The organism is Enterovirga rhinocerotis (assembly GCF_004363955.1).
In the GTDB taxonomy this organism is placed as follows: domain Bacteria; phylum Pseudomonadota; class Alphaproteobacteria; order Rhizobiales; family Beijerinckiaceae; genus Enterovirga; species Enterovirga rhinocerotis.
This window is the reverse complement of sequence record NZ_SNZR01000011.1, coordinates 826718-846969: the sequence shown is the minus strand read 5'-3', so window position 1 is coordinate 846969 and position 20252 is coordinate 826718. Positions and strand designations below refer to the sequence as shown.

21 protein-coding genes are annotated in these 20252 nt (G+C 68.5%); 14 read left to right on the top strand and 7 right to left on the bottom strand.

Features of this window, described 5'->3' with window-relative positions; all coding sequences use genetic code 11:
• The first annotated feature begins 2 nt into the window (after positions 1-2).
• The 6 genes from EV668_RS04520 (at position 3) to EV668_RS04495 (ending at position 4632) form a co-directional block, all read left to right on the top strand.
• On the top strand, positions 3-1289 hold the full coding sequence (locus tag EV668_RS04520) for an ABC transporter substrate-binding protein (protein ID WP_133768629.1): 1287 nt from the start codon (positions 3-5) through the stop codon (positions 1287-1289).
• Positions 1290-1354: 65 nt separating this feature from the next.
• A complete protein-coding gene (locus EV668_RS04515) occupies positions 1355-1603 on the top strand; it encodes a type II toxin-antitoxin system VapB family antitoxin (protein ID WP_133768628.1) in 249 nt (82 codons plus the stop codon).
• Positions 1604-2005 carry a type II toxin-antitoxin system VapC family toxin gene (locus EV668_RS04510; RefSeq protein ID WP_133768627.1) on the top strand — a complete coding sequence of 134 codons (402 nt, stop codon included), beginning with the start codon at positions 1604-1606 and terminating at the stop codon, positions 2003-2005.
• Positions 2002-2880: a carbohydrate ABC transporter permease gene (locus EV668_RS04505; RefSeq protein ID WP_133768626.1), complete on the top strand. Its 879-nt coding sequence runs from the start codon at positions 2002-2004 to the stop codon at positions 2878-2880. The genes EV668_RS04510 and EV668_RS04505 overlap by 4 nt, the downstream gene beginning before the upstream one ends.
• Positions 2877-3785, top strand: a complete 909-nt coding sequence (locus tag EV668_RS04500) for a carbohydrate ABC transporter permease (protein ID WP_133768625.1) — start codon at positions 2877-2879, stop codon at positions 3783-3785. Before EV668_RS04505 ends, EV668_RS04500 begins: the two co-directional genes overlap by 4 nt.
• Before the next feature lie 10 nt (positions 3786-3795).
• Positions 3796-4632 (top strand): endonuclease/exonuclease/phosphatase family protein, encoded by an 837-nt coding sequence (locus tag EV668_RS04495; RefSeq protein WP_133768624.1) that lies wholly within the window; start codon positions 3796-3798, stop codon positions 4630-4632.
• Between the two features lie 18 nt (positions 4633-4650).
• Here EV668_RS04495 and EV668_RS04490 read toward each other — a convergent pair whose 3' ends face one another.
• Complete coding sequence (locus EV668_RS04490) at positions 4651-6288, bottom strand: GMC family oxidoreductase (RefSeq protein WP_133768623.1); 1638 nt, start codon at positions 6286-6288, stop codon at positions 4651-4653.
• A gap of 147 nt (positions 6289-6435) precedes the next feature.
• Between EV668_RS04490 and EV668_RS04485 the strand changes: the two genes are divergently transcribed.
• The 4 genes from EV668_RS04485 (at position 6436) to EV668_RS04470 (ending at position 10423) form a co-directional block, all read left to right on the top strand.
• Complete coding sequence (locus tag EV668_RS04485) at positions 6436-7668, top strand: ABC transporter substrate-binding protein (protein WP_133768622.1); 1233 nt, start codon at positions 6436-6438, stop codon at positions 7666-7668.
• Between the two features lie 188 nt (positions 7669-7856).
• Entirely contained in the window at positions 7857-8762 is a 906-nt protein-coding gene (locus EV668_RS04480) for a DnaJ C-terminal domain-containing protein (protein ID WP_133768621.1), read from the top strand.
• Entirely contained in the window at positions 8759-9055 is a 297-nt protein-coding gene (locus EV668_RS04475) for a chaperone modulator CbpM (protein ID WP_342636818.1), read from the top strand. Before EV668_RS04480 ends, EV668_RS04475 begins: the two co-directional genes overlap by 4 nt.
• A 63-nt stretch (positions 9056-9118) precedes the next feature.
• Entirely contained in the window at positions 9119-10423 is a 1305-nt protein-coding gene (locus EV668_RS04470; protein ID WP_133768620.1) for an NAD(P)/FAD-dependent oxidoreductase, read from the top strand.
• A gap of 6 nt (positions 10424-10429) precedes the next feature.
• Here the strand turns inward: EV668_RS04470 and EV668_RS04465 are convergent, their stop codons facing one another.
• The 4 genes from EV668_RS04465 to uvrC form a co-directional block, all read right to left on the bottom strand.
• On the bottom strand, positions 10430-13180 hold the full coding sequence (locus tag EV668_RS04465) for an HAD-IC family P-type ATPase (protein ID WP_133768619.1): 2751 nt from the start codon (positions 13178-13180) through the stop codon (positions 10430-10432).
• Positions 13181-13341: 161 nt separating this feature from the next.
• Complete coding sequence (gene moaD, locus EV668_RS04460; protein ID WP_133768618.1) at positions 13342-13593, bottom strand: molybdopterin converting factor subunit 1; 252 nt, start codon at positions 13591-13593, stop codon at positions 13342-13344.
• On the bottom strand, positions 13593-14195 hold the full coding sequence (gene pgsA / locus EV668_RS04455) for a CDP-diacylglycerol--glycerol-3-phosphate 3-phosphatidyltransferase (RefSeq protein ID WP_133769977.1): 603 nt from the start codon (positions 14193-14195) through the stop codon (positions 13593-13595). Before pgsA ends, moaD begins: the two co-directional genes overlap by 1 nt.
• A gap of 40 nt (positions 14196-14235) precedes the next feature.
• The gene (gene uvrC, locus EV668_RS04450; RefSeq protein ID WP_133769976.1) at positions 14236-16404 is read right to left on the bottom strand and encodes an excinuclease ABC subunit UvrC; all 2169 of its coding nucleotides are present in this window, start codon (positions 16402-16404) and stop codon (positions 14236-14238) included.
• A 153-nt stretch (positions 16405-16557) separates the two neighbouring features.
• Between uvrC and EV668_RS04445 the strand changes: the two genes are divergently transcribed.
• Complete coding sequence (locus tag EV668_RS04445; protein WP_133768617.1) at positions 16558-17490, top strand: ribose-phosphate pyrophosphokinase; 933 nt, start codon at positions 16558-16560, stop codon at positions 17488-17490.
• A gap of 3 nt (positions 17491-17493) precedes the next feature.
• Here EV668_RS04445 and EV668_RS04440 read toward each other — a convergent pair whose 3' ends face one another.
• Together EV668_RS04440 and EV668_RS04435 are read right to left on the bottom strand one after the other, a co-directional pair.
• A complete protein-coding gene (locus tag EV668_RS04440; RefSeq protein ID WP_166652337.1) occupies positions 17494-17886 on the bottom strand; it encodes a type II toxin-antitoxin system VapC family toxin in 393 nt (130 codons plus the stop codon).
• Complete coding sequence (locus tag EV668_RS04435; protein ID WP_133768615.1) at positions 17883-18131, bottom strand: AbrB/MazE/SpoVT family DNA-binding domain-containing protein; 249 nt, start codon at positions 18129-18131, stop codon at positions 17883-17885. The genes EV668_RS04440 and EV668_RS04435 overlap by 4 nt, the downstream gene beginning before the upstream one ends.
• A 62-nt stretch (positions 18132-18193) precedes the next feature.
• Between EV668_RS04435 and queC the strand changes: the two genes are divergently transcribed.
• The 3 genes from queC to EV668_RS04420 are packed head-to-tail and all read left to right on the top strand — an operon-like array spanning position 18194 to position 20209.
• Entirely contained in the window at positions 18194-18901 is a 708-nt protein-coding gene (gene queC / locus EV668_RS04430) for a 7-cyano-7-deazaguanine synthase QueC (protein WP_133768614.1), read from the top strand.
• Between the two features lie 31 nt (positions 18902-18932).
• Positions 18933-19493 carry a VUT family protein gene (locus EV668_RS04425; protein ID WP_133768613.1) on the top strand — a complete coding sequence of 187 codons (561 nt, stop codon included), beginning with the start codon at positions 18933-18935 and terminating at the stop codon, positions 19491-19493.
• Positions 19490-20209: a M15 family metallopeptidase gene (locus tag EV668_RS04420; RefSeq protein WP_245512839.1), complete on the top strand. Its 720-nt coding sequence runs from the start codon at positions 19490-19492 to the stop codon at positions 20207-20209. Before EV668_RS04425 ends, EV668_RS04420 begins: the two co-directional genes overlap by 4 nt.
• The last annotated feature ends 43 nt before the right edge of the window (positions 20210-20252 follow it).

Below are 20252 nucleotides of genomic sequence, written 5' to 3'. Positions count from 1 at the left end.
CCATGGACAGGCGCGAATTCATCGTCGGGACAGCCGCAGCTCTGGGGGCCGGCGTCGCATCGCCAGCCATCGCCCAGGGCACGACGGACGTCTCGTTCTTCTTCCCCGTGGCCGTGGGAGGACCGATCACGAAGCTGATCGACGCCTATGCCGCCGAATTCGGGAAGGAGAACCCCTCGATCAAGGTGACGCCGACCTATGCCGGCACCTACCAGGAGACGATCGTCAAGGTTCTCACCGCCCATAAGAGCGGCATCCCGCCGACGCTCTCCGTGCTGCTGTCGACCGACATGTTCACGATGATCGACGAGGAGGCCGTCACTCCCTTCGACGGCTTCCTGAAGAGCGCCGAGGACAAGGCCTGGCTGCAGGGCTTCTACCCGGCCTTCATGCTGAACAGCCAGTCCGAGGGAAAGACCTGGGGCATCCCGTTCCAGCGTTCGACGATCGTGCTCTACTGGAACAAGGAGGCCTTCAAGGAGGCCGGCCTCGATCCCGACAAGGCGCCCGCGAACTGGGCCGAGCACGTCGCCTTCGCCGAGAAGCTGACCAAGCGCGACGGCGGCAACACCCAGCAATGGGGCACGCAGATCCCGACGACCGGCTTCGCCTATTGGCTGCTGCAATCGCTCGCGATCCAGTCCGGCTCGGTCCTCGCCAACCAGGAGGGCAACAAGACCGCCTTCGACGCGCCCGCGACGCTCGAAGCCCTGACCTACCTCGTCGACCTCGCGCGCAAGCACAAGGTGATGGCGCCGGGCACGATCGACTGGGGGACGACGCCGCGCGACTTCTTCGAGCGGAAGACCGCCATGATGTGGACGACGACGGGCAACCTGACCAACGTCCGCAACAACGCCAAATTCCCCTTCGGCGTCGCCATGCTCCCCGCCAACAAGCGGCGCGGCTCGCCGACGGGCGGCGGCAATTTCTACCTGTCGAAGAAGGCGACCCCGGCCCAGCAGGAAGCGGCGGTCAAGTTCGTCCGCTGGATCACCCAGCCCGAACGCGCGGCCAAGTGGAGCATCGACACGGGCTACGTCGCCGTGAGCCCTGGGGCCTACGAGACGCCGGTCATGAAGGAGCACCTGAAGACCTTCCCGCCGGCTGCCGTCGCACGCGACCAGCTCGAATTCGCGCTCGCCGAACTCTCGACGCACGAGAACCAGCGCGTGACGAAGGCCCTCGAGGACAACATCCAGGCGGCCGTCAACGGCACGAAGGCGCCGGAGAAGGCGCTGGCGGATGCCCAGGCCGAGGCCGAGCGCATCCTGAAGGCCTATCGCTGAGGTATCAGTCCCGTTGACGCGTCCGTCTTGACGCGGCTAGCGTCGCGTCAAGACGGAGCCACCCGATGGGTAAGCCTCTGAACATCCGTGACCCGCGCGCCCACGACCTCGCGCGGCAGCTCGCGACCCTCCGCCAGACGGGTCTCGAGGAAGCGGTCGTCGGCGCGCTGGAGAGCGAGTTGCGGCGGGAGCGGGAAGCCATCCCGCTGGCGGAGCGGCTCGCGCGGATCGCAGAGCGTCTTCAAGCCAAGGCGAAACCCGGCGGTCGGGATATCTCGGAGGACGAGCGCGACGAGATGTGGACGCGCTTTTGAATGTTCGTCGACACGTCGGCCATCGTCGCCATCCTGTCTCGCGAGACTGACGCCGACGACCTCTCGGCGAAGCTTGAAGCCGCGCAGACGCGCCTGACATCGCCGCTGGTGCGCCTCGAAGCCTGCATGGTCCTGGCGACGAAGCTCAGGATGGATCCAGCGGACGTCGAGCCGGAACTCGACGAGTTCTTCCTCGAAACCGGGATTTCCGTCGTGCCGATCGATGACGAGACAGGACGGCTCGCGGTCGCAGCTTTCAGGCGTTATGGCAAAGGACGCGGCTCGCCGGCCCGCCTGAACCTCGCCGATTGCCTCTCCTACGCCTGCGCACGCCAGCACAACGTCCCGATCCTCTTCAAAGGCCGTGACGTCAGCCATACGGACATCCCTGCCGCCTCATGACGACCCGCTACCGCGAGACGCTGATCGGCTGGGGCCTTCTCGCCCCGGCGATGATCCTGCTCGTCGCCTTCACGCATTGGCCGGCCCTCGCGAGCCTGATCGAGAGCTTCACCTCGACCGCGCGACCGCGCCGTCCGTCGCGCTTCGTCGGCCTCGACAATTACGAGCAGATCCTCGCCGATCCGGTCTTCTGGCGCGCGCTCGGCAACAACCTGATCTATGCGGCCGGCACGATCCCGCTCTCGATCGGGATCGCCATGCTGATGGCGCTGTGGATCAACGACCGCATCCCGGGCCGCACCTTCGCGCGCGTGGCCTATTTCACGCCGACCGTGCTGCCGATGATCGCGGTCGCCAATATCTGGCTGTTCTTCTTCACCCCCCAATACGGGCTGCTGGAGCAGGTGACGGGAGCCTTCGGCCTGCCCTCGCATAACTGGCTCGGCTCGCCCGACACGGCGCTGGCGGCCGTCACGATCGTCGCGATCTGGAAGGAAGCCGGCTTCTTCATGATCTTCTACCTCGCGGCGCTCCAGGCGATCCCGCCGGTGCTCGCCGAGGCGGCCAATCTCGAGGGCGCCTCCCGCTGGACGTTCTTCCGGCGCGTCCAGTTCCCGCTGCTCATGCCGACGACCCTGTTCGTGCTGATCAACGCCGTCATCAACGCCTTCCGGATGATCGACCAGATCTTCGTCATGACGCGGGGCGGGCCGGACAACGCGACGACGCTCGTCCTCTACTACATCTACCAGACGGGCTTCTCCTTCTGGGACACGTCGTACGCGGCCGCGCTGACGGTCGTGCTCCTCGCCATCCTCGGCCTCGCAGCCGCCATCCAGTACGGCGTGCTCGAGCGGCGGGTGCATTACCGATGAGCGGGACGGCGTCGCCCCCTCATCCGCTCCGCGATGCCACCTTCTCCCGCAAGGGGAGAAGGAGCCAGGCGGCAGGCCCCTCGAACCCCTACGAGCCGGCCGGTTTCTCCGCCGCGCTGCAATCTGTCGGCGCGATCCTGCTGGCGATCCTCTGGATCCTGCCGCTGCTCTTCTGCGTCTGGGCGGCCTTCCACGCGATCGAGGACACGACGCGGTTCTCGCTCGCGGCGCCCTGGACGCTCGAGAACTTCCGCCGGGCCTGGGAGGCTGCGCCCTTCGCGCGCTATTTCCTGAACACCTTCGTGCTGGTGACGATGATCCTCGCGGGTCAGTTGGTCCTTTGCACGCTCGCCGCCTATGCCTTCGCGCGCTTCGCCTTCGTCGGACGCGAGATCGCCTTCGCACTGGTCCTCGCGCAGCTCATGATCATGCCGGACGTGCTGCTGGTGGAGAACTACCGCACGATGAGCCGGCTCGGGCTGATCGACACGATCCCCGGCATCGCCCTCCCCTATATCGCCTCGGCCTTCGGCATCTTCCTCCTGCGCCAGACCTTCCGCACCATCCCGCGCGAGCTCGACGACGCGGCGCGGGTCGAGGGCGCGTCCGCCGTGCAGATCCTGCTTCGCGTCTACGTCCCGCTCGCGAAACCAATCTACATCGCCTACGGCCTCGTCTCGGTCTCGTTCCACTGGAACAACTTCCTGTGGCCGCTGATCGTGACGAATTCCGTCGAGGCGCGGCCCCTGACGGTCGGGCTGCAGATCTTCTCCTCCGGCGACCAGGGCGTCGACTGGTCGATCATCTGCGCGGCGACGCTGATGACCTCCGCGCCGCTGCTCGTCGCCTTCCTGCTGTTCCAGCGCCAATTCGTGCAGAGCTTCATCCGGGCGGGCATCCGCTGAGGCGGCCGGCATGAAGCTCCTCACCTGGAACATCCAGTGGGGCCTCGGCCTCGACGGCAGGGTCGATCTGGCGCGGATCGTCCGCCATGCCCGCGATCTCGGCGATCCCGACATCCTCTGCCTGCAGGAGGTCGCCGACAACATGCCCGACCTCGAAGGCCAGGGCGGCGCGGACCAGTTCGCAGAACTCGCCGCCTTGCTGCCGGATCACCGGCCGGTGATCGGTGCGGGGGTCGAAACCTACGACGAAGACGGGCGCCGTCGCCGCTTCGGCAACCTCATCCTCTCCCGGCTTCCCGTCAGGCAGGTCATCCGCCACGCCCTCCCCTGGCCGGGAACACCCGGCCTCAACATGCCCCGGACGCTGATCGAAACCATGATCGAGGCGCCGTTCGGCCCCGTTCGGGTGATGACGACCCATCTCGAATATTTCTCGGGCGATCTGCGCGCGCTGGCGGTGGATGCGATCCGAGCGGCGCATGAGGATGGCGCGAGCCGGGCCGTGACGCTGCGCGAGACCGGGGCGGGACCCTATGCGCCGACGCCCGCCTCCGGCTCGGCCATCCTCACCGGCGATTTCAACATGCGGCCCGACGATCCGACCCGGATGCGGCTCCTCGCCCCCTTCCCCGATGGGACTCCCGCCTTCCGCGACGCCTGGGTCCTTCGCCACGGCGACGTCCCGCACCCGCCCTCGTTCTGCATCGCCGACCGGCGCTACGGCGAGCCCCATTGCGCCGACCATGTCCTCGTGACGGGCGATCTCGCGCGCCGCGTCGCCGCAATCGCGTACGATACCGAGACGCGCCTGTCCGATCACCAGCCCGTCCTCCTGACGATCGATTGACGAGACGCCGGCCGATCGTCAGGCGGCCCTCGCGTCTTCCTTGACGAGGTCGGCGCCCTTCTCGCCGATCATGAGCGATGAGGCATACGTATTGGCCGAGGGCATGTTCGGCATGATGGAGGCGTCGATCACGCGCAGGCCGCGGAGACCGTGGACGCGCAGGCGATCGTCGACGACGCTCGTCGGGTCCGACGATGGCCCCATCCGCGCGGTGCCGATCAGGTGGAAGCCGGAGGCGCCGTTCTCGCGCGCGAAAGCCAGGAGATCCTCGTCGCTCGTCACGTCCCGCCCGGGCAGGGTCTCGGCTTCGACGAAGGGCGACAGCTCGGGCGCCGCGAGCAGCCTCCGGACGAGCTTGAGCCCGCCGAGAAGCGTGTCCTGGTCGTAGGTATCCTTGAGATAGTTGGGCTGGATCTCCGGATCGACCCAGAGATCGCTCGAGACCGCCCTGACCCAGCCCGAGCTGTGCGGGCGGTGCTGGGAGACCCCGACCGTCATGCCGGGATAGTCGTCGAAGACGTAATTCCGGCCCTGCTTGTAGCTACCGGGGGAGAACATGATCTGGAGGTCGGGCTGTTCGAGCCCCGGCCGGGACATCCAGAACCCGTAGACATGGGACGGGACGGTCGCCAGGATGCTCGGCCGGCCGAGGGCCCAGCGAGCGATCTGACCGAGCAGGCGGGGGCCGCGGGCGAGTTCGTTCAGCGTGACGGTGCCGGCCTTCGCCCGCGCGACCGCCCGGATCGAGTAATGGTCGCGCAGGTTCTGTCCGACTCCGGGCAGGCCGTGCCGGATCTCGATGCCGAGCGGTCTCAGCACATCCTCCGGCCCGATCCCGGACAATTGCAGGAGACGGGCCGTATTGGCGGTCCCCGCAGACACGATGACCTCCCGCCGCGCATGGACCAGTCGCGGCGTCCCGCCGCGCGCCGTGAGGTACCGGACCCCTGTCGCCCGCCCATCCGCCAGCACGATCCCGCAGGCGCGGGCATTCGTGCGCAGGTCGACGCGCCCCCGGCGGACCGCCGGCATCAGGTAGGCGCGGCCCGAACTCAGCCGCCAGCCGCGATGGATGGCGCGCTGGTAATATCCGACCCCCGCCTGATCGCCGCTGTTGTAGTCGGGATTGCGCGGGATCCCGAGTGCCTCGGCACCCGCGATAAAGGCCTCGGAGACCGGGTGGATCCAATCCATATCCGTCACCGGGACGGCCCCGTCCCGGCCCCGCGTCTCCTCGCTGCCGAAGCCGACGCGCCGCTCGGACTTGCGGAAATACGGCAACAGGTCCGCATAGCCCCAGCCGCGATTGCCGCGCTGGGCCCATTCGTCGAAATCGGCCGGCTGACCGCGATTGTAGATCATGCCGTTGACGGAGCCGGAGCCGCCAAGGACGCGCCCCTGCGTCACGTTCACCTGCCGACCCGCCGTATAGGCGGCCGGGGCCGTCTTGAACTGCCACGTATAGGCCGGATTGAAGAGCGTCTTGATGAAGCCCGCCGGGATGTGGACGAAGGGGGTGTGGTCCATCGGACCCGCTTCGAGAACGCAGACCGTGCAGCCCCCGGCCTCCGCCAGACGAGCCGCCACGATGGAACCCGCCGCTCCGGAGCCGACCACCACGTAGTCGAAATGGTCGCCCTCTTCCGCCTGCTCCACCCTGAACCTCCCGACCCGATTTTTCGAACGCCCCGACAACGGCCGGAGACTTGGCCGATTATATTGTCAGACCAGCAGATTGTCAGGCTATAATCCATTGGATAGTCACATGGCAGCGGCGTCCGACAGACGCGCCGGGAGGAAATCATGACGTTGTCCAGAAGGCGCGCGACCGCGCTCATTTCTGCCACCGGGCTTGCAGGCCTGCTGCCGCGGACCACGCAGGCCCAACCCTCCGAGATCAAGGTCGGCCTCCTGGTCCCTCTGTCCGGCCCGTGGTCGCGCGGCGGCGAAGTCATGCTGAAGGGCGCCAAGCTCGCCATCGAGCACATCAACGACGCAGGCGGCGTGAAGGCGATCGGTGGGGCCAAGCTCAAGCTGATCGTTCACGATGCAGGCGATTCGACCGAGAAGGCCAAGAACGCCGCGCAGCGCATGGTGGCTCAGGAAGGCGACATCGTCGCGATGAGCGCCGCCTATCTCAGCTCTTTCACGCTCGCCGCCACCGAAGTGACGGAACGGGCCAAGATCCCGGTCCTCACGGTCGCCTATTCCGACCTGCTGACGGATCGCGGCTTCCGCTACGTCTTCCAGACCTCGCCGACGGCGATCCAGCAGGCGCAGGATTCGCTGCCCGAACTCATCAAGCTGGCCGAGCAGACCACGGGCAAGAAGCCAAAGACCGTCGCCATCGTGATGGACAACACGGCCGCCTCCGTCTCCTTCATCAAGCCGATCAAGGAGACCTTCCTCAAGCAGCTCAATCTCAACCTCGTCGTCGATGAAACCTTCACGCCGCCGCTCGCCGATGCGACGCCCCTCGTCCAGCGGATCCGCTCGGCGCGGCCCGATCTCGTCCTCCTGCTGCCGACGGTCATCTCCGATTGCAAGCTGCTGCTCGAGAAGATGAACGAGTTCGGCATCGGCCGCGGCCGTATCCCGACCATCTCGAGCGGCACTGCGATCGCGGAGCCCGACATGGTGCAGAACGTGCCGACCGAGCTTCTCGAAGGCCTGATGTCGGTGGTCGCGAACTGGAACACGAAGGGGACGCAGGAACTCGCCGCCGAATACGTCCAGAAATCGGGCGAGCTCTGGATGACCCAGAGCGCGATGAGCGCCTACGGCGAGATGTGGATCATGAAGGAGGCGCTGGAACGGTCCGGGAAAGCCGACCGGGAAGCCGTCGCGGAGGCATTGCGCGGCCTCGATCTCACGGACGGCCCGGCACGCTTCTTCCCAGGCACGCGTATCAAGTTCGACGACAAGGGACGCCGCACCGATGCCGGCATCTACATCGTTCAATGGCAGGGCGGGAAGGCGATCACCGTCTATCCGCCGCAGGACGCCCTGGCCAAGCCGGTCTGGCCGACGAAGTAGCCGGCGGACGACCGTTGGCCTCGGCCCCGGCTCCGTTCTTCCGAACGACGCCGGCAGGCGGGCGCCCTCTTGCGGCGCGCCCGCCATGAGGCTCTGATGTCCTCCTCGATCAGGCATGTCCGCCGCCCGGGCGATGGCGTCTTCCCGGGGGGTGCTTGCCGTCGATCAAGGCGAGGCGGAAACAGGCCGTGAGAAATCCCTATGACGTGCTCGGCGTCGCCACGACGGCATCCGCCGCCGAGATCCAGAAGGCCTATCGGGCCCTCGCCAAGAAGCTGCACCCGGACCTGAACCCCGGAGACAAGACGGCCGAGGACAAGTTCAAGGAGGTGGCCTCGGCCTACGACCTCCTCGGGGATGCCGACAAGCGCAAGCGCTTCGACGACGGCGAGATCGACGCCTCCGGCGCGGAGCGTCCGCAGCAGCCCTTCTACCGGGATTACGCGACGACCGGCGACGGCCACGGCTACAGCAGCAGCGCCGGCTTCGCCGATTTCATGGATGGGGACGACGCCTTCGCCGAACTCCTGCGGCGGAACCAGCGCGCCCGCGCGAACCGGCGGGGCGAGGACCTGCATTACCGGCTCGCGGTCGATTTCGTCGATTCGATCTCGGGAGCGACCCGGCGGATCACGCTGCCGGAGGGCGGCACGCTCGACGTGAAGATCCCACCCGGCCTCGTCGACGGCCAGACCCTGCGCCTCAAGGGCAAGGGCATGCCCGGCATGGGAGCGGGCGCCCCCGGAGACGCGCTCATCGAGATCGAGGTCCTGCCCGATCCGCGCTTCGCCCGGGAGGGGGACGACATCTCGCTCGAGCTGCCGATCTCCCTTGCGGAGGCCGTGCTCGGCGCCCGCATCGTCGTGCCGACGCCGACCGGCGAGGTCTCGATGGCCGTCCCGAAAGGGTCGAATACCGGCACGGTCCTGCGCCTGCGCGGCAAGGGCGCGCCGCGCCGGGACGGCGGCTTCGGCGATGAGTACGTGAGGCTCAAGGTCGTTCTGCCGAAGCCTCCGGATCCGGAACTCGAGGCCTTCGTGAGCACTTGGAGCAAGGCCGGAGACTACAACCCGCGCGAGGGCGACACGCCATGATCATGAGCAGGCAGGACTTCCTGGCATGTTCGGGCCTCGAGGGGCAGACGCTCGAAATCTGGCTCGAACAGCGCTGGATCATCCCGGAACCGTCGGGCGAGGGAGCCGCCTTCTCCGACCGCGATGTCGCGAGGGCGCGCCTCATCCAGGAGCTGATCCGCGATTTCGGCGTCAATCATGAGGGCGTCGACGTGATCCTTCACCTGACGGACCAGTTGCACGGCCTGCGGCAGGCGCTGTCCGAACTCCGCAGCGAGAACCTCGGGCGGAAGCCGGCACCGCAACCCCTCTAGCCGGTGCGGCACCTTCCGGCCCGGGAGCGTTTCTTCTCCGGGCGCCACAGTTCGGAGACATGAATGAGCCGTCGTTCAGGACGCGATCCCTCGCATCACGTCGTCGTGGTCGGAATCGGCTTCGGCGGCCTCGAGGTGACGCATCGCCTCGGACGCGCGGATGCCAATGGCGGCCTTCGCATCACGGCGATCGACCGGAGCAACCACCACCTCTTCCAGCCGCTGCTCTACCAGGCCGCGACCGCGTCCCTGGCGCCGTCGGAGATCGCCTGGCCCATCCGGTCGCTGCTCCGCGACTACGGCAACGTCACGACGCTGCTCGGCGACGTCGTCGGGGTGGACCGCGAGCGGAACGCGGTCCTGCTGGCCGATGGAGACGCGATTCCCTTCGACACGCTGATCCTCGCCACCGGAGCGGGGCACGCCTATTTCGGGCATGACGAATGGGAGGCCTACGCGCCCGGACTGAAGACGCTCGACGATGCCACCGGCATACGGGGCAAGATCCTCACCGCCTTCGAAAAGGCGGAGCGAACGGCAGACGAAGCGGAGCGCGAGGCGCTTCTCACCTTCGCGGTCATCGGCGGCGGCCCCACCGGCGTCGAGGTCGCCGGGATGATCGCCGAGCTCGCGCACGAGACGCTCCGGCCCGATTTCCGCGACTTCGACACGCGCAAGGCCCGCGTGATCCTCATCGAGGCCGGCCCGCGCATCCTGTCCGGCTTCCGCGAGGACCTCTCGACCTATGCGCGGACCGCCCTGGTGAACCGGTCCGTCGAGGTGATGCTGGGCGAACCCGTCTCGAACTGCACGGCGGACGGCGTCCAGGTCGGCGACCGCTTCATCCCGGCGAGGACCATCGTCTGGGCGGCCGGCGTCTCCGCCTCGCCGGCCGCACAATGGCTCGACGCTCCGGCCGATCGCGCCGGACGCGTTCAGGTGCAGCCCGACCTCACGGTCCCGGACCGTCCGAACATCTTCGTCATCGGCGACACCGCGACCCTCGCGATGCCCGACGGCACGCCCGTTCCCGGCATCGCCCCGGCTGCCAAGCAGGAGGGGCGCTACGTCGCCGAGGTCATCGAGGCCCGGCTCAGGGGACAGCCCGCCCCGGGTCCGTTCCGCTACAAGGATTCCGGCAGCCTCGCGACGATCGGCAAGCGCGCCGCCGTCGTGGATTTCCGCCGGTTCAGCTTCACCGGCTGGTTCGCCTGGTGGCTGTGGGGCATCGTGCACATCTACTTCCTGATCGGCCTGCGCCACCGGCTGAAGGTGATCCTGAGCTGGCTCTGGATCTATTTCACCGGCCAGCGCAGCGCCCGGCTGATCACGAAAGCGGACGCGACGAGAGGCGGGAAGCCCGGTTAGAACCCCTCAGGCGCCCCCCATCCTGTCCATCAGCCCGGTCCGCAGGAAGATCGCCTTCTCCGCCTCGAGGATCGCGAAGGCCGCGACGCCGACGAGGAGAATGACGATCCCGTCCGCAAGGGCGACCGGACGACTGTCGAACAGCGCATGCATCCAGGGCGCGTAGGTGAAGGCGAGCTGCGCCAGCACCACCGCCACGATGGCCGCCAGCACCATCGGGGTTCCGAGCGCGCCTCGCCAGGTGAAGGAGCGTCCGTGCAGGTAGCGGACGTTGAACAGGTAGACGATCTCCATCACGACGAGCACGTTGACGACCATCGTCCGCGCCGTCTCGTCGGACAGCCCCTTCGCCTTCGCCCAGGAGAAGATGCCGAAACCGCCGATCATGAAGAGCGCCGATACGAACACGATGCGCCAGACGAGGAACGGCGTCAGGAGCGAGCTGTCCGGGGCGCGGGGCTTGCGCCTCATCGCATCCGGCTCCGAGGGCTCGAAGGCGAGGACGAGCCCCAGCGTCACCGTGAGGACCAGATTGAGCCAGAGGATCTGCACCGCCGTCATCGGCAGGGTCAGCCCGAAGAGAATGGCGGCGATGATCATCAGCGCCTCGCCGCCATTGGTCGGGATGGTCCAGGCGATCACCTTGCGGATGTTGTCGTAGACGGTCCGCCCCTCGTGCACCGCGCTGACGATGGTGGCGAAATTGTCGTCCGTCAGCACCATCTGCGCCGCCTGCTTGGCAGCTTCGGTGCCCTTCCGGCCCATCGCGATGCCGACATCGGCCTGTTTCAGCGAGGGCGCGTCGTTGACGCCGTCGCCGGTCATCGCGACCACGGCGCCGGTCGATTGCAGGGCGCGCACGATCCGCAGCTTATGTTCGGGCGCGGCCCGCGCGAACACCTGCGTCGAGAGCGCCAGAGCGGGCAGATCGGCGTCGGACACGGCGTCGAGCTCCGCGCCGGTCACGACCTTCGGCTCGTCCGCGAGCGCGAGCTGCCGGGCGATGGCTGCGGCGGTGGCGCCGTGATCGCCGGTGATCATTTTCACCCCGATCCCGGCCGAGCGGCATTCGCGCACGGCGGCCACGGCTTCCTCGCGCGGCGGATCGATGAAGCCGACGAGGCCGAGGAAGACGAGCCCGTCGGACAGGTGCGCCCGGTCGATCGTCCCGACCGAGGCATCGACGGCCTTGCAGGCGAAGCCGAGGACGCGCTCGCCGCCGGCCGCGGCCTCGGCGATCGCCGCGGTCCAATAATCCGCGTCGAGCCCGGTCGCCCCGCCCGGGGCCTCCTGTACCTCGCACATGGCGAGCAGGCGCTCGGGCGCGCCCTTGACGAAGATCATGCCGAGGCCGTCGCCGTGGCGATGCAGCGTCGCCATGAAGCGGTATTCCGCATCGAAGGGGATTTCGTCGAGGCGCGGCCAGGCCGTCCGCTCGCGGGCGGCATCGAGGCCGGCCTTGGCGGCGAGCGTCAGCAGGGCGCCCTCCATCGGATCGCCCTCGACGCGCCAATCGCCGGAATGATCGTGCAGCACCGCGTCGTTGCAGAGGAGACCGCAGGTCGCGAGCGTGCCGGCGGCATCGGTCCTGCCTTCGCCGCGCCGCCAGGGTGTTCCGTCCCGGTCGCGCAACTCGCCCTCCGGCGCATAGCCGACGCCCTCGGCCCGAAGCTGCCTCTCCGCGGTGACGATCCGGCCGGCGGTCATCTCGTTCCGGGTCAGCGTGCCGGTCTTGTCGGAGCAGATGATCGAGGTCGCGCCCAGCGTCTCGACGGCGGGCAGGCGCCGGATGATGGCGTGGCGGGCCGCCATCCGCCTGACGCCGATCGCGAGGGTGATGGTGATGACGGCCGGCAGCCCCTCGGGGACGACGCCGACGGCGAGCGCCACCACCACGATCAGCGCCTCGTCCCAGGGATAGGAGCGCAGCAGGGTCGCGAGCGCGAACACCACCACCGCACCGAGCACCGCGACCCAGGTGAAGCGACGCCCGAACTCGTCCACCTGCCGCAGCAGCGGCGTCTCGAGAACCTGGGCGGTCTCGATCAGCCGGCTGATCCGGCCGAGTTCGCTGTCCTGCCCGGTGGCGACGACGAGCCCCGCCCCCTGCCCGGCCGCGACGAGGCTGCCGGAGAAGGCCATGGAGGCGCGGTCCCCCAGCGCCGCATCGGGCGCGACGGCTTCCTCGCGCTTTTCGGCCGCCACCGATTCGCCGGTGAGGATCGCCTCGTCGATCAGGAGGCTCCGCGTCCGCAGGAGCCTCAGGTCCGCCGGGACCCTGTCGCCCGGCTCGAGCAGGACGACGTCGCCGGGCACGATCTCATCGGCCGGGACCGAGGTCCGATGGCCATCGCGCAGGACCGGGGCTTTCGGCGCGATCATCTGCCGGATCGCGTCGAGCGCCTGCTCCGCCTTGCCCTCCTGGACGAAGCCGATGGCGGCGTTCGCGATCACGACGACGACGATCACCGCCGCATCGACGACATGCCCGAGCACCGCCGCAGCGAGCGCGGCAGCCAGAAGGAAGTAGATCAGAGCGCTGTGGAACTGGCGCAGGAAGCGCAGGAGGGGGCTGGGCCGCGGCGGCTCCGGCAGGCTGTTCCGGCCGTACCGTGCCAGCCGATCCGCCGCGTCTGCCGATGTCAGCCCCTCCGCCTCGCTCCGGAGACGCGACAGGGCCGCCTCGATATCGGTGGCATGCCAGGCGGATTCGTCGGGGACGGCTCCGGACGCGGAACCGTGAGGCCCATCCCTCATTCAACAACTCTCCGTGTCGACCGCGATCTCGCTCGCCGCCAAGCTCTCCGGCCGGCGCGAAGATGGTCGAACCCGGCGGACGAAACCTGCCCGTCGCGGCCGGCCGGCGCATTGATCGAGATCAATACCGGCCGACGAAGGTCACGGACGGGAGAGCCTCCTCAGCCGCCCGTCATCGGGGGGAAGAAGGCCGCCTCGCGGGCGCCCCGGACAGAGGTTTCCGGCTTGGCGTGCATCCGGTCGAGCGCCGCGCGGACGACGCCCGGATTGTCGAAGGCATGGGCGTAGTTCTCGCCGCGTCCGCTCAGCCAGGTGACGAGATCGGCCACGGTCTCGACCTCCGCCGGAGGGTCGATCTCCTCCTCGGCCCGGCCGATTCGCTCGCGCACCCAGGCGAAGTAGACGAGCTTCATCAGGGACGCTCCTGATCGACCATCGTCGCGATGCCGATCTTCAGATAGTCCCAGCCGGTATAGATGGTGAGCGCGGCGGCCGTCCAAAGCAGGACGATGCCGGTCATGATCGTGCCGGGAAGGAGCGTCTCGCCGGCCGGCCCGGCGATGAGAAAGCCGAGCGCGACGAGTTGCGCCGTCGTCTTCCATTTGGCGACGCGCGACACCGGCACGCCGACCTTCAGTTCGGCGAGGTACTCGCGCAGGCCCGACACCAGCACCTCGCGGCACAGAATCACGATCGCGGCCCAGAGCGAGAGCCCCGAGATGGTCTCGTCTGCGGCGAGCATGAGGAGGCAGGCCGCCACGAGAAGCTTGTCGGCGATCGGATCGAGCATCCGCCCGAGCTGCGAATGCTGCGCATAGGCACGGGCGAAATAGCCGTCGAAATAATCGGTCACGGCGGCGGCGACGAAAACCGCGAGGGCCGCCCAGCGCGACCAATGATCGTCGGGCCAGAACAGCAGCGCCACGACGACGGGCACGGCCGCGACCCGGCAATAGGTGAGGATGTTGGGGAGCGAGAAGAGCTGGGACCTCCCCGAGGTCGGAGCCGAAAGCATGGCAGGAGAGAGCACGCGGCCCGTGACGGCGTCAACCTGATCAGCGGACATGAAAGTGCTCATAGACCGTTCGCGCCGTCGCCGCGTTCACGCCCGGCGTCCGCATCAGGTCGTCGAGGGCGGCACGCTGGATCGCCTTGACGGTTCCGAAATGGTGCAGGAGCGCGCGCTTGCGGGCGGGTCCGATGCCGGGGATCTCGTCGAGGGGGCTGCGCGTCAATTCGCGCTTGCGCTTGGCGCGGTGGCTGCCGATCGCGAAGCGATGCGCCTCGTCGCGCAGGCGCTGCACGAAATAGAGCGCGGGGTCGCGTGGCGGCAGGCGGATCGCAGTCCGGCCGGGGATGAAGAAGGTCTCCCGGCCCGCATCGCGGTCGCGCCCCTTGGCAACGCCGACGAGCGCGACGCCCTCGGCCCCGACCTCCGCCAGGGCCGCGCGCGCCGCCTCGAGTTGTCCCGCCCCGCCGTCGATCAGGACGAGGTCGGGCCAGGCGGGGAAGGTGTCGGGATCCGGAAGCTCGGTCGCCTCCGCCCCACCCTCCCCCGGAAGGAGAGGATCGGACAGAAGGTCCGGGGTGAGGTGATGCGCGGTCTGCGCTTCGGCGAGTGCAGGAGACTCGGCAAGAACAGGAGACTCGGCAAGGCCGGCTTCACCCGGCCCCGCCGGCGACCCTCCCGCTCCAGGCGAGGGTGATCGCGGCGCCTCCTTCACCAGCCGCGCGAAGCGGCGGCGGAGCATTTCGCGCATCATGCCGTAATCGTCTCCGGGAGCGAGATCCTCGGACTTCATGTTGAAGGTGCGATAATGCGTCTTCATGAAACCCGTGGGGCCGGCGACGATCATCGCGCCGACGGCCTGCTGCCCCATGATGTGCGAATTGTCGTAGACCTCGATCCGGCGCGGCGGTGCGGGCAGCCCGAAGGCCTGCCCGAGCCCCGCCATCAAGCGGGCCTGCGAACTCGTCTCGGCGAGCCTCCGGCCGAGCGCCTCGCGGGCATTGCGCAGGGCCGCTTCGAGCAGGAGGCGGCGCTCGCCCCGCTTCGGCGCGGCCACCTCCACCTTGCGCCCCGCCTTCACGGCGAGCGCATCGGCGAGGAGGGCACGCTCCTCGATCTCGTCCGACATCAGCACCACGCGCGGGGGCGGCTTGTCGTCGTAGAACTGGGCCAGGAAGGAGGCCAGGACCTCCGCCTTGCCGAGCGACTTGTCGGCGCGCGGGAAATAGGAGCGGTTGCCCCAGTTCTGGTGGTTGCGGAAGAAGAAGACCTCGACGCAGAATTGCCCCGCCTGCTCGTCGATGGCGAAGACGTCCGCCTCCTCGGTGCTCTGCGTGTTGACGCCCTGGGTCGATTGCACCGCCGAGAGCGCGGCGATGCGGTCGCGGTAGCGCGCCGCGCGCTCGAATTCGAGCTCGTCCGACGCCCGCGCCATCTCGGCGGCGAGGCGCTCCTTCACGGCCGAGGAGCGCCCGGTCAGGAAGGCTTCCGCCTCCCGGGCGAGCACGGCGTAATCCTCGAGCGAGATCTCCCCGGTGCAGGGGCCGGAGCAGCGCTTGATCTGGAACAGGAGGCAGGGCCGCGTGCGATTCTCGTAATAGCTGTCCGAACAGGAGCGCAGGAGGAAGGCGCGCTGGAGCGCATTGATGGTGCGGTTGACGGCCCAGACGCTCGCGAAGGGCCCGAAATAGGAGCCCTTCCGGTTCCGCGCCCCACGATGCTTGACGACCTGCGGCGCCTCGGAATCCGCCGTCAGCAGGATGTACGGGAGCGACTTGTCGTCCCGCATGACCACATTGTAGCGCGGCCGGAGCTGCTTGATGAGGTTCGCCTCGAGCAGCAGGGCCTCGGTCTCCGTCGCCGTCGTGACGAAGACCATCTGGCACGTCTCGGCGATCATGCGCGCGATGCGGTTCGAGTGGCCGTGGCCGCGCACATAGGAGCCGACGCGCGCCTTCAGCGAACGCGCCTTGCCGACATAGAGGACGTCGCCCTTCGCATCGATCATCCGATAGACGCCGGGCGAGGCCGGCAGCGTCTCCCAGAAGCGCCGGATGACCGCCGTCCCGGCCTCAATCGAGGAGGGCGTCGCCTGGAAGTCGAGCTCGATCCCCGAGCCGTGCTCGGCGACGAGATCGGTCTCGTCCTCGCGCCGCTCATCCTCCCGGTCGTCCAGGATCTCGGGCGGCACGTCCCCGGAGGCGTTGCGTTTCATGGCGCTGATGTAGGGCCGCCGCCGTCCCGGCGAAAGCTGGGCGCTGGACGCATGGGTCGCCTGCACTGCTCCGGATTGGAACATGTCCATGTTGTGACGGTTTGCTGCGGCTGCTAAGAGCCCGCCGTCTTTTCGCCGGTTGCGTGGGTCTCGATGAAGCTTGTTGCGGGGAATTCCAACCGGCCGCTCGCCGAAGCGATCTCGGATTATCTCAAGGTTCCGCTGGCGCGCGCCCAGGTCCGCCGGTTCGCCGACATGGAGATTTTCGTCGAGATCGGCGAGAACGTGCGCGGCGAGGACACCTTCATCATCCAGTCGACGTCGTTCCCAACGAACGACCATCTGATGGAACTCCTGATCATCTCCGATGCCCTGCGCCGCGCCTCCGCGCGCCGCATCACGGCGGTCATCCCCTATTTCGGCTATGCCCGGCAGGATCGGAAATCGGCCGCGCGCACGCCCATCTCGGCGAAGCTCGTCGCGAACCTCATCGCGCATTCCGGCGTCGACCGCGTCCTGACGCTCGACCTCCATGCGGGCCAGATCCAGGGCTTCTTCGACATCCCGACCGACAATCTCTTCGGCGCCCCCGTCATGGTGCGGGACGTGAAGGAGAGGCTGTCGGACAAGCCCAAGGTCGTCGTCTCGCCCGACGTGGGCGGCGTCGTCCGCGCCCGTGCCCTGGCGAAACGGGTCGACGCCCCCCTGGCCATCGTCGACAAGCGCCGCGAGCGCGCGGGCGAGTCGGAGGTGATGAACATCATCGGCGACGTCGCCGGCCTCTCCTGCATCCTCGTCGACGACATCGTGGATTCGGGCGGCACGCTCTGCAACGCCGCCGAGGCCCTCCTCGCCCAGGGCGCGACGGAGGTCTACGCCTACATCACCCACGGCGTTCTGTCGGGCGGCGCCGTCTCGCGCATCTCGAATTCCAAGCTGAAGGAACTCGTGATCACGGACTCGATCAAGCCGACCGAGGCCGTGAAGGTCGCCAAGAACATCCGCGTCATCACCATCGCCCCCCTCATGGGCGAGGCGATCGGCCGTACGGCGACGGAATCGAGCGTCTCCAGCCTGTTCGATTGAGCGCTATGGCGCCGTGAGCATCAAGTCGGGAAAGGCCGTCCGGTAGCGCTTCGCATCGCGTGTCACGAGAGCGGCGCCCTGCTCGGCAGCCTGAGCGCCGATCAGGAAATCCGCGAGCACCCGATCCCTCGGGCCGCCACGCCGACGATAGGCGGCATGAGCCTGCCCCGCCGCGAACAACGCCTGGGGCGACGGTCCTTCGACCACCATATCCATCCAGGCGAGCTCTCGCTCCAGCGCCGCAAGCGAGGCGAAACTGGCGGCGAGTTCCGCGAAGACGACCGGAGAGACGCGGCGCGGCTTCTCTGCGCCGGCAATGGCGCGCGTCGACCAATCCGCCCATGCGGGATCGTCCGTGAGGACGTCGAGGACGACGTTGGTGTCGAAGAACGTCACTGCTCGTCGCGGATCAGCGCCATGTATTCGTCCGTCGACATGCCCAGATCGACGGGACGCCGACGTCTGATATCCGCGAGTGCGGCGAGGAGCCGATCCCGGTCGTCCGGATCGGTCTGCTTGCGGAGTTCGACGCGTCCGCCGACGATCGCGAAGTCCACACCATCGCCGGCCTGGACCCCAAGATGTCGGCGCACAGCCTTGGGAACGGTCACTTGACCCTTCCGGGTCAGCCGGCTAGCCATCGAAGCCTCGTATTACCTCTCGCCAAAAGTAATACTTGGCTCTGCCATCGGCAAGCGACCGCATGATCACCCTCTCCGACACCCGCGCGCTCGTCCTGTTCTCCGGCGGGCAGGATTCGACGACCTGTCTCGCCTGGGCGCTGAGGCGCTTCGCCGAGGTCGAGACGATCGGCTTCGATTACGGCCAGCGGCACAGCGTCGAGCTTGCCGTGCGCCCCGGCCTGCGGGACGGGCTTGCGGCACTCGCGCTCGGCGGCGCGCTGGGGCCGGACCATCTCGTGCCGATCGAGGGGCTCGGGCAGATCTCCGAGACGGCCCTGACGCGCGATGTCGAGATCGGCATGGCCGAGACCGGCCTGCCGACGACCTTCGTGCCTGGCCGCAACCTTCTGTTCCTGACCTTCGCCGCCGCCCTCGCCTATCGGCGCGGCTGCCGGCATATCGTGCTAGGGGTCTGCGAGACCGATTATTCCGGCTATCCCGATTGCCGGGACGACACGATCAAGGCGATGCAGGTCGCGCTCAATCTCGGCCTCGAGGCACGGCTCGTCCTGCACACGCCGCTGATGTGGCGCGACAAGGCCGCGACCTTCGCCATGGCGGAGGAGATCGGCGGCCCCGACCTGCTTCGCCTCGTCGTCGAGGAGACGCATAGCTGCTATCTCGGCGATCGCACGCATCGTCACGAATGGGGCTTCGGCTGCGGCACCTGCCCGGCCTGCGAGTTGCGCGCCGCCGGCTGGCGCCGCTGGTGCGCCGCCGCCGCTTGACGGCCGGGCCCTCTCGTCCGAAAGCCCTGCGATGAATGCGAACCGTGCCGTCAGAGAGGGGCTCGCCGCGCTGGCGGCCTTCATCCTGACGATCCCGCTCGCGAACTGGATGATCGGCCATGTCGGCACGACCTGCGTGCCGGACGGGCCCTGCCTGATCCCGGTCGCGCCTTCGCTGATGGCGCCGTCCGGCGTGCTGATGGCAGGGCTCGCGCTCGTGCTGCGCGATCTCGTCCAGCGCCGCCTCGGCTTCATGACCAGCTTCGCTGCGATCGTCGCCGGGGCCGCCCTCTCGGCGCTGCTCGCGCCGCCGGCCCTGGTCATCGCCTCGACGGCGGCTTTCCTTCTCGCGGAACTCGCCGACCTCTTCGTCTATACGCCGCTCCAGCGCCGTCGCTTCGTCCTCGCGGTCATGCTGTCGAGCGTCGTCGGGCTGATCGTCGATTCGGCGGTCTTCCTGCAGCTCGCCTTCGGCTCGCTCGGCTATCTGCCGGGCCAGGTGATCGGAAAGCTGTGGATGGTGCTGCTCGCGATCCCGTTCCTGCTCTGGCTGCGGCGCCGGGACGAGCGCCTCGGTCTCCAGCCGGCGTGACGGCGCGCGCCCTGCCCCGCCGCGAGCGATCCCGGCGGGGGCCCGCTGCCCTCGCCGTCTCCCTGCTGATCGCCGCGCTGCCCGCCCCGACCATCGCCGCCGATCCGGCAGTTCCGCCGGGCTTCGTGCGCCTGTCGGACGTGGCGCCGGCGATCCGGCAGGACATCCGCTATGCCGGCCGCAGCAACTTCACCGGGCGGCCCGTGCCGGGCTACGGCGCGCCCGAATGCTGGCTCCGGCGCGAGGCGGCTCTCGCGCTCGCCCTGGTCGCGCGCGACCTCGCGGCGAGCGGATGGCGGCTCGTCGTCTACGATTGCTATCGTCCGCAGCGCGCCACGGCGGCCTTCGTCGCCTGGGCGCGCGACCCGGCCGACCAGGCGACGAAGGCCGAGTATTATCCGCGGATCGACAAGGCACGCCTCTTCGCGCTGGGCTACATCGCCAGCGCGTCGAGCCATTCGCGTGGCATCGCGGTCGATGCCGGCGCCGAAACGGCGGGCGGCTCTCCCGTCGATTTCGGCACGGCCTTCGACCATTTCGATCCGCGATCCGGAGCCGGCCATCCGGATGTCGGCGCCCTCGCGCAGGCCAATCGGCGCCGCCTCGCCGCTGCTTTCGCCGCGAGGGGCTTTGCGGGATATGCCCGCGAATGGTGGCACTTCGGCTTTCGCACCGGCGCATCGGCGGCCCACGATCGGCCGATCACAGGCCGCTGAGCCCTGCCCATTGCCCCGTGCGTATTCTGTGCCTACCGTTCTG

What these genes read in the sequence shown, in the direction of transcription:
- EV668_RS04520 (WP_133768629.1), top strand. Translation starts at nt 3, where the DNA reads ATGGACAGGCGCGAATTCATCGTCGGGACAGCCGCAGCTCTGGGGGCC.
- EV668_RS04515 (WP_133768628.1), top strand. Translation starts at nt 1,355, where the DNA reads ATGGGTAAGCCTCTGAACATCCGTGACCCGCGCGCCCACGACCTCGCG.
- EV668_RS04510 (WP_133768627.1), top strand. Translation starts at nt 1,604, where the DNA reads ATGTTCGTCGACACGTCGGCCATCGTCGCCATCCTGTCTCGCGAGACT.
- EV668_RS04505 (WP_133768626.1), top strand. Translation starts at nt 2,002, where the DNA reads ATGACGACCCGCTACCGCGAGACGCTGATCGGCTGGGGCCTTCTCGCC.
- EV668_RS04500 (WP_133768625.1), top strand. Translation starts at nt 2,877, where the DNA reads ATGAGCGGGACGGCGTCGCCCCCTCATCCGCTCCGCGATGCCACCTTC.
- EV668_RS04495 (WP_133768624.1), top strand. Translation starts at nt 3,796, where the DNA reads ATGAAGCTCCTCACCTGGAACATCCAGTGGGGCCTCGGCCTCGACGGC.
- EV668_RS04485 (WP_133768622.1), top strand. Translation starts at nt 6,436, where the DNA reads ATGACGTTGTCCAGAAGGCGCGCGACCGCGCTCATTTCTGCCACCGGG.
- EV668_RS04475 (WP_342636818.1), top strand. Translation starts at nt 8,759, where the DNA reads ATGATCATGAGCAGGCAGGACTTCCTGGCATGTTCGGGCCTCGAGGGG.
- EV668_RS04470 (WP_133768620.1), top strand. Translation starts at nt 9,119, where the DNA reads ATGAGCCGTCGTTCAGGACGCGATCCCTCGCATCACGTCGTCGTGGTC.
- EV668_RS04465 (WP_133768619.1), bottom strand. Translation starts at nt 13,180, where the DNA reads ATGAGGGATGGGCCTCACGGTTCCGCGTCCGGAGCCGTCCCCGACGAA.
- moaD (WP_133768618.1), bottom strand. Translation starts at nt 13,593, where the DNA reads ATGAAGCTCGTCTACTTCGCCTGGGTGCGCGAGCGAATCGGCCGGGCC.
- pgsA (WP_133769977.1), bottom strand. Translation starts at nt 14,195, where the DNA reads ATGCTTTCGGCTCCGACCTCGGGGAGGTCCCAGCTCTTCTCGCTCCCC.
- uvrC (WP_133769976.1), bottom strand. Translation starts at nt 16,404, where the DNA reads ATGAAACGCAACGCCTCCGGGGACGTGCCGCCCGAGATCCTGGACGAC.
- EV668_RS04445 (WP_133768617.1), top strand. Translation starts at nt 16,558, where the DNA reads ATGAAGCTTGTTGCGGGGAATTCCAACCGGCCGCTCGCCGAAGCGATC.
- EV668_RS04435 (WP_133768615.1), bottom strand. Translation starts at nt 18,131, where the DNA reads ATGGCTAGCCGGCTGACCCGGAAGGGTCAAGTGACCGTTCCCAAGGCT.
- queC (WP_133768614.1), top strand. Translation starts at nt 18,194, where the DNA reads ATGATCACCCTCTCCGACACCCGCGCGCTCGTCCTGTTCTCCGGCGGG.
- EV668_RS04425 (WP_133768613.1), top strand. Translation starts at nt 18,933, where the DNA reads ATGAATGCGAACCGTGCCGTCAGAGAGGGGCTCGCCGCGCTGGCGGCC.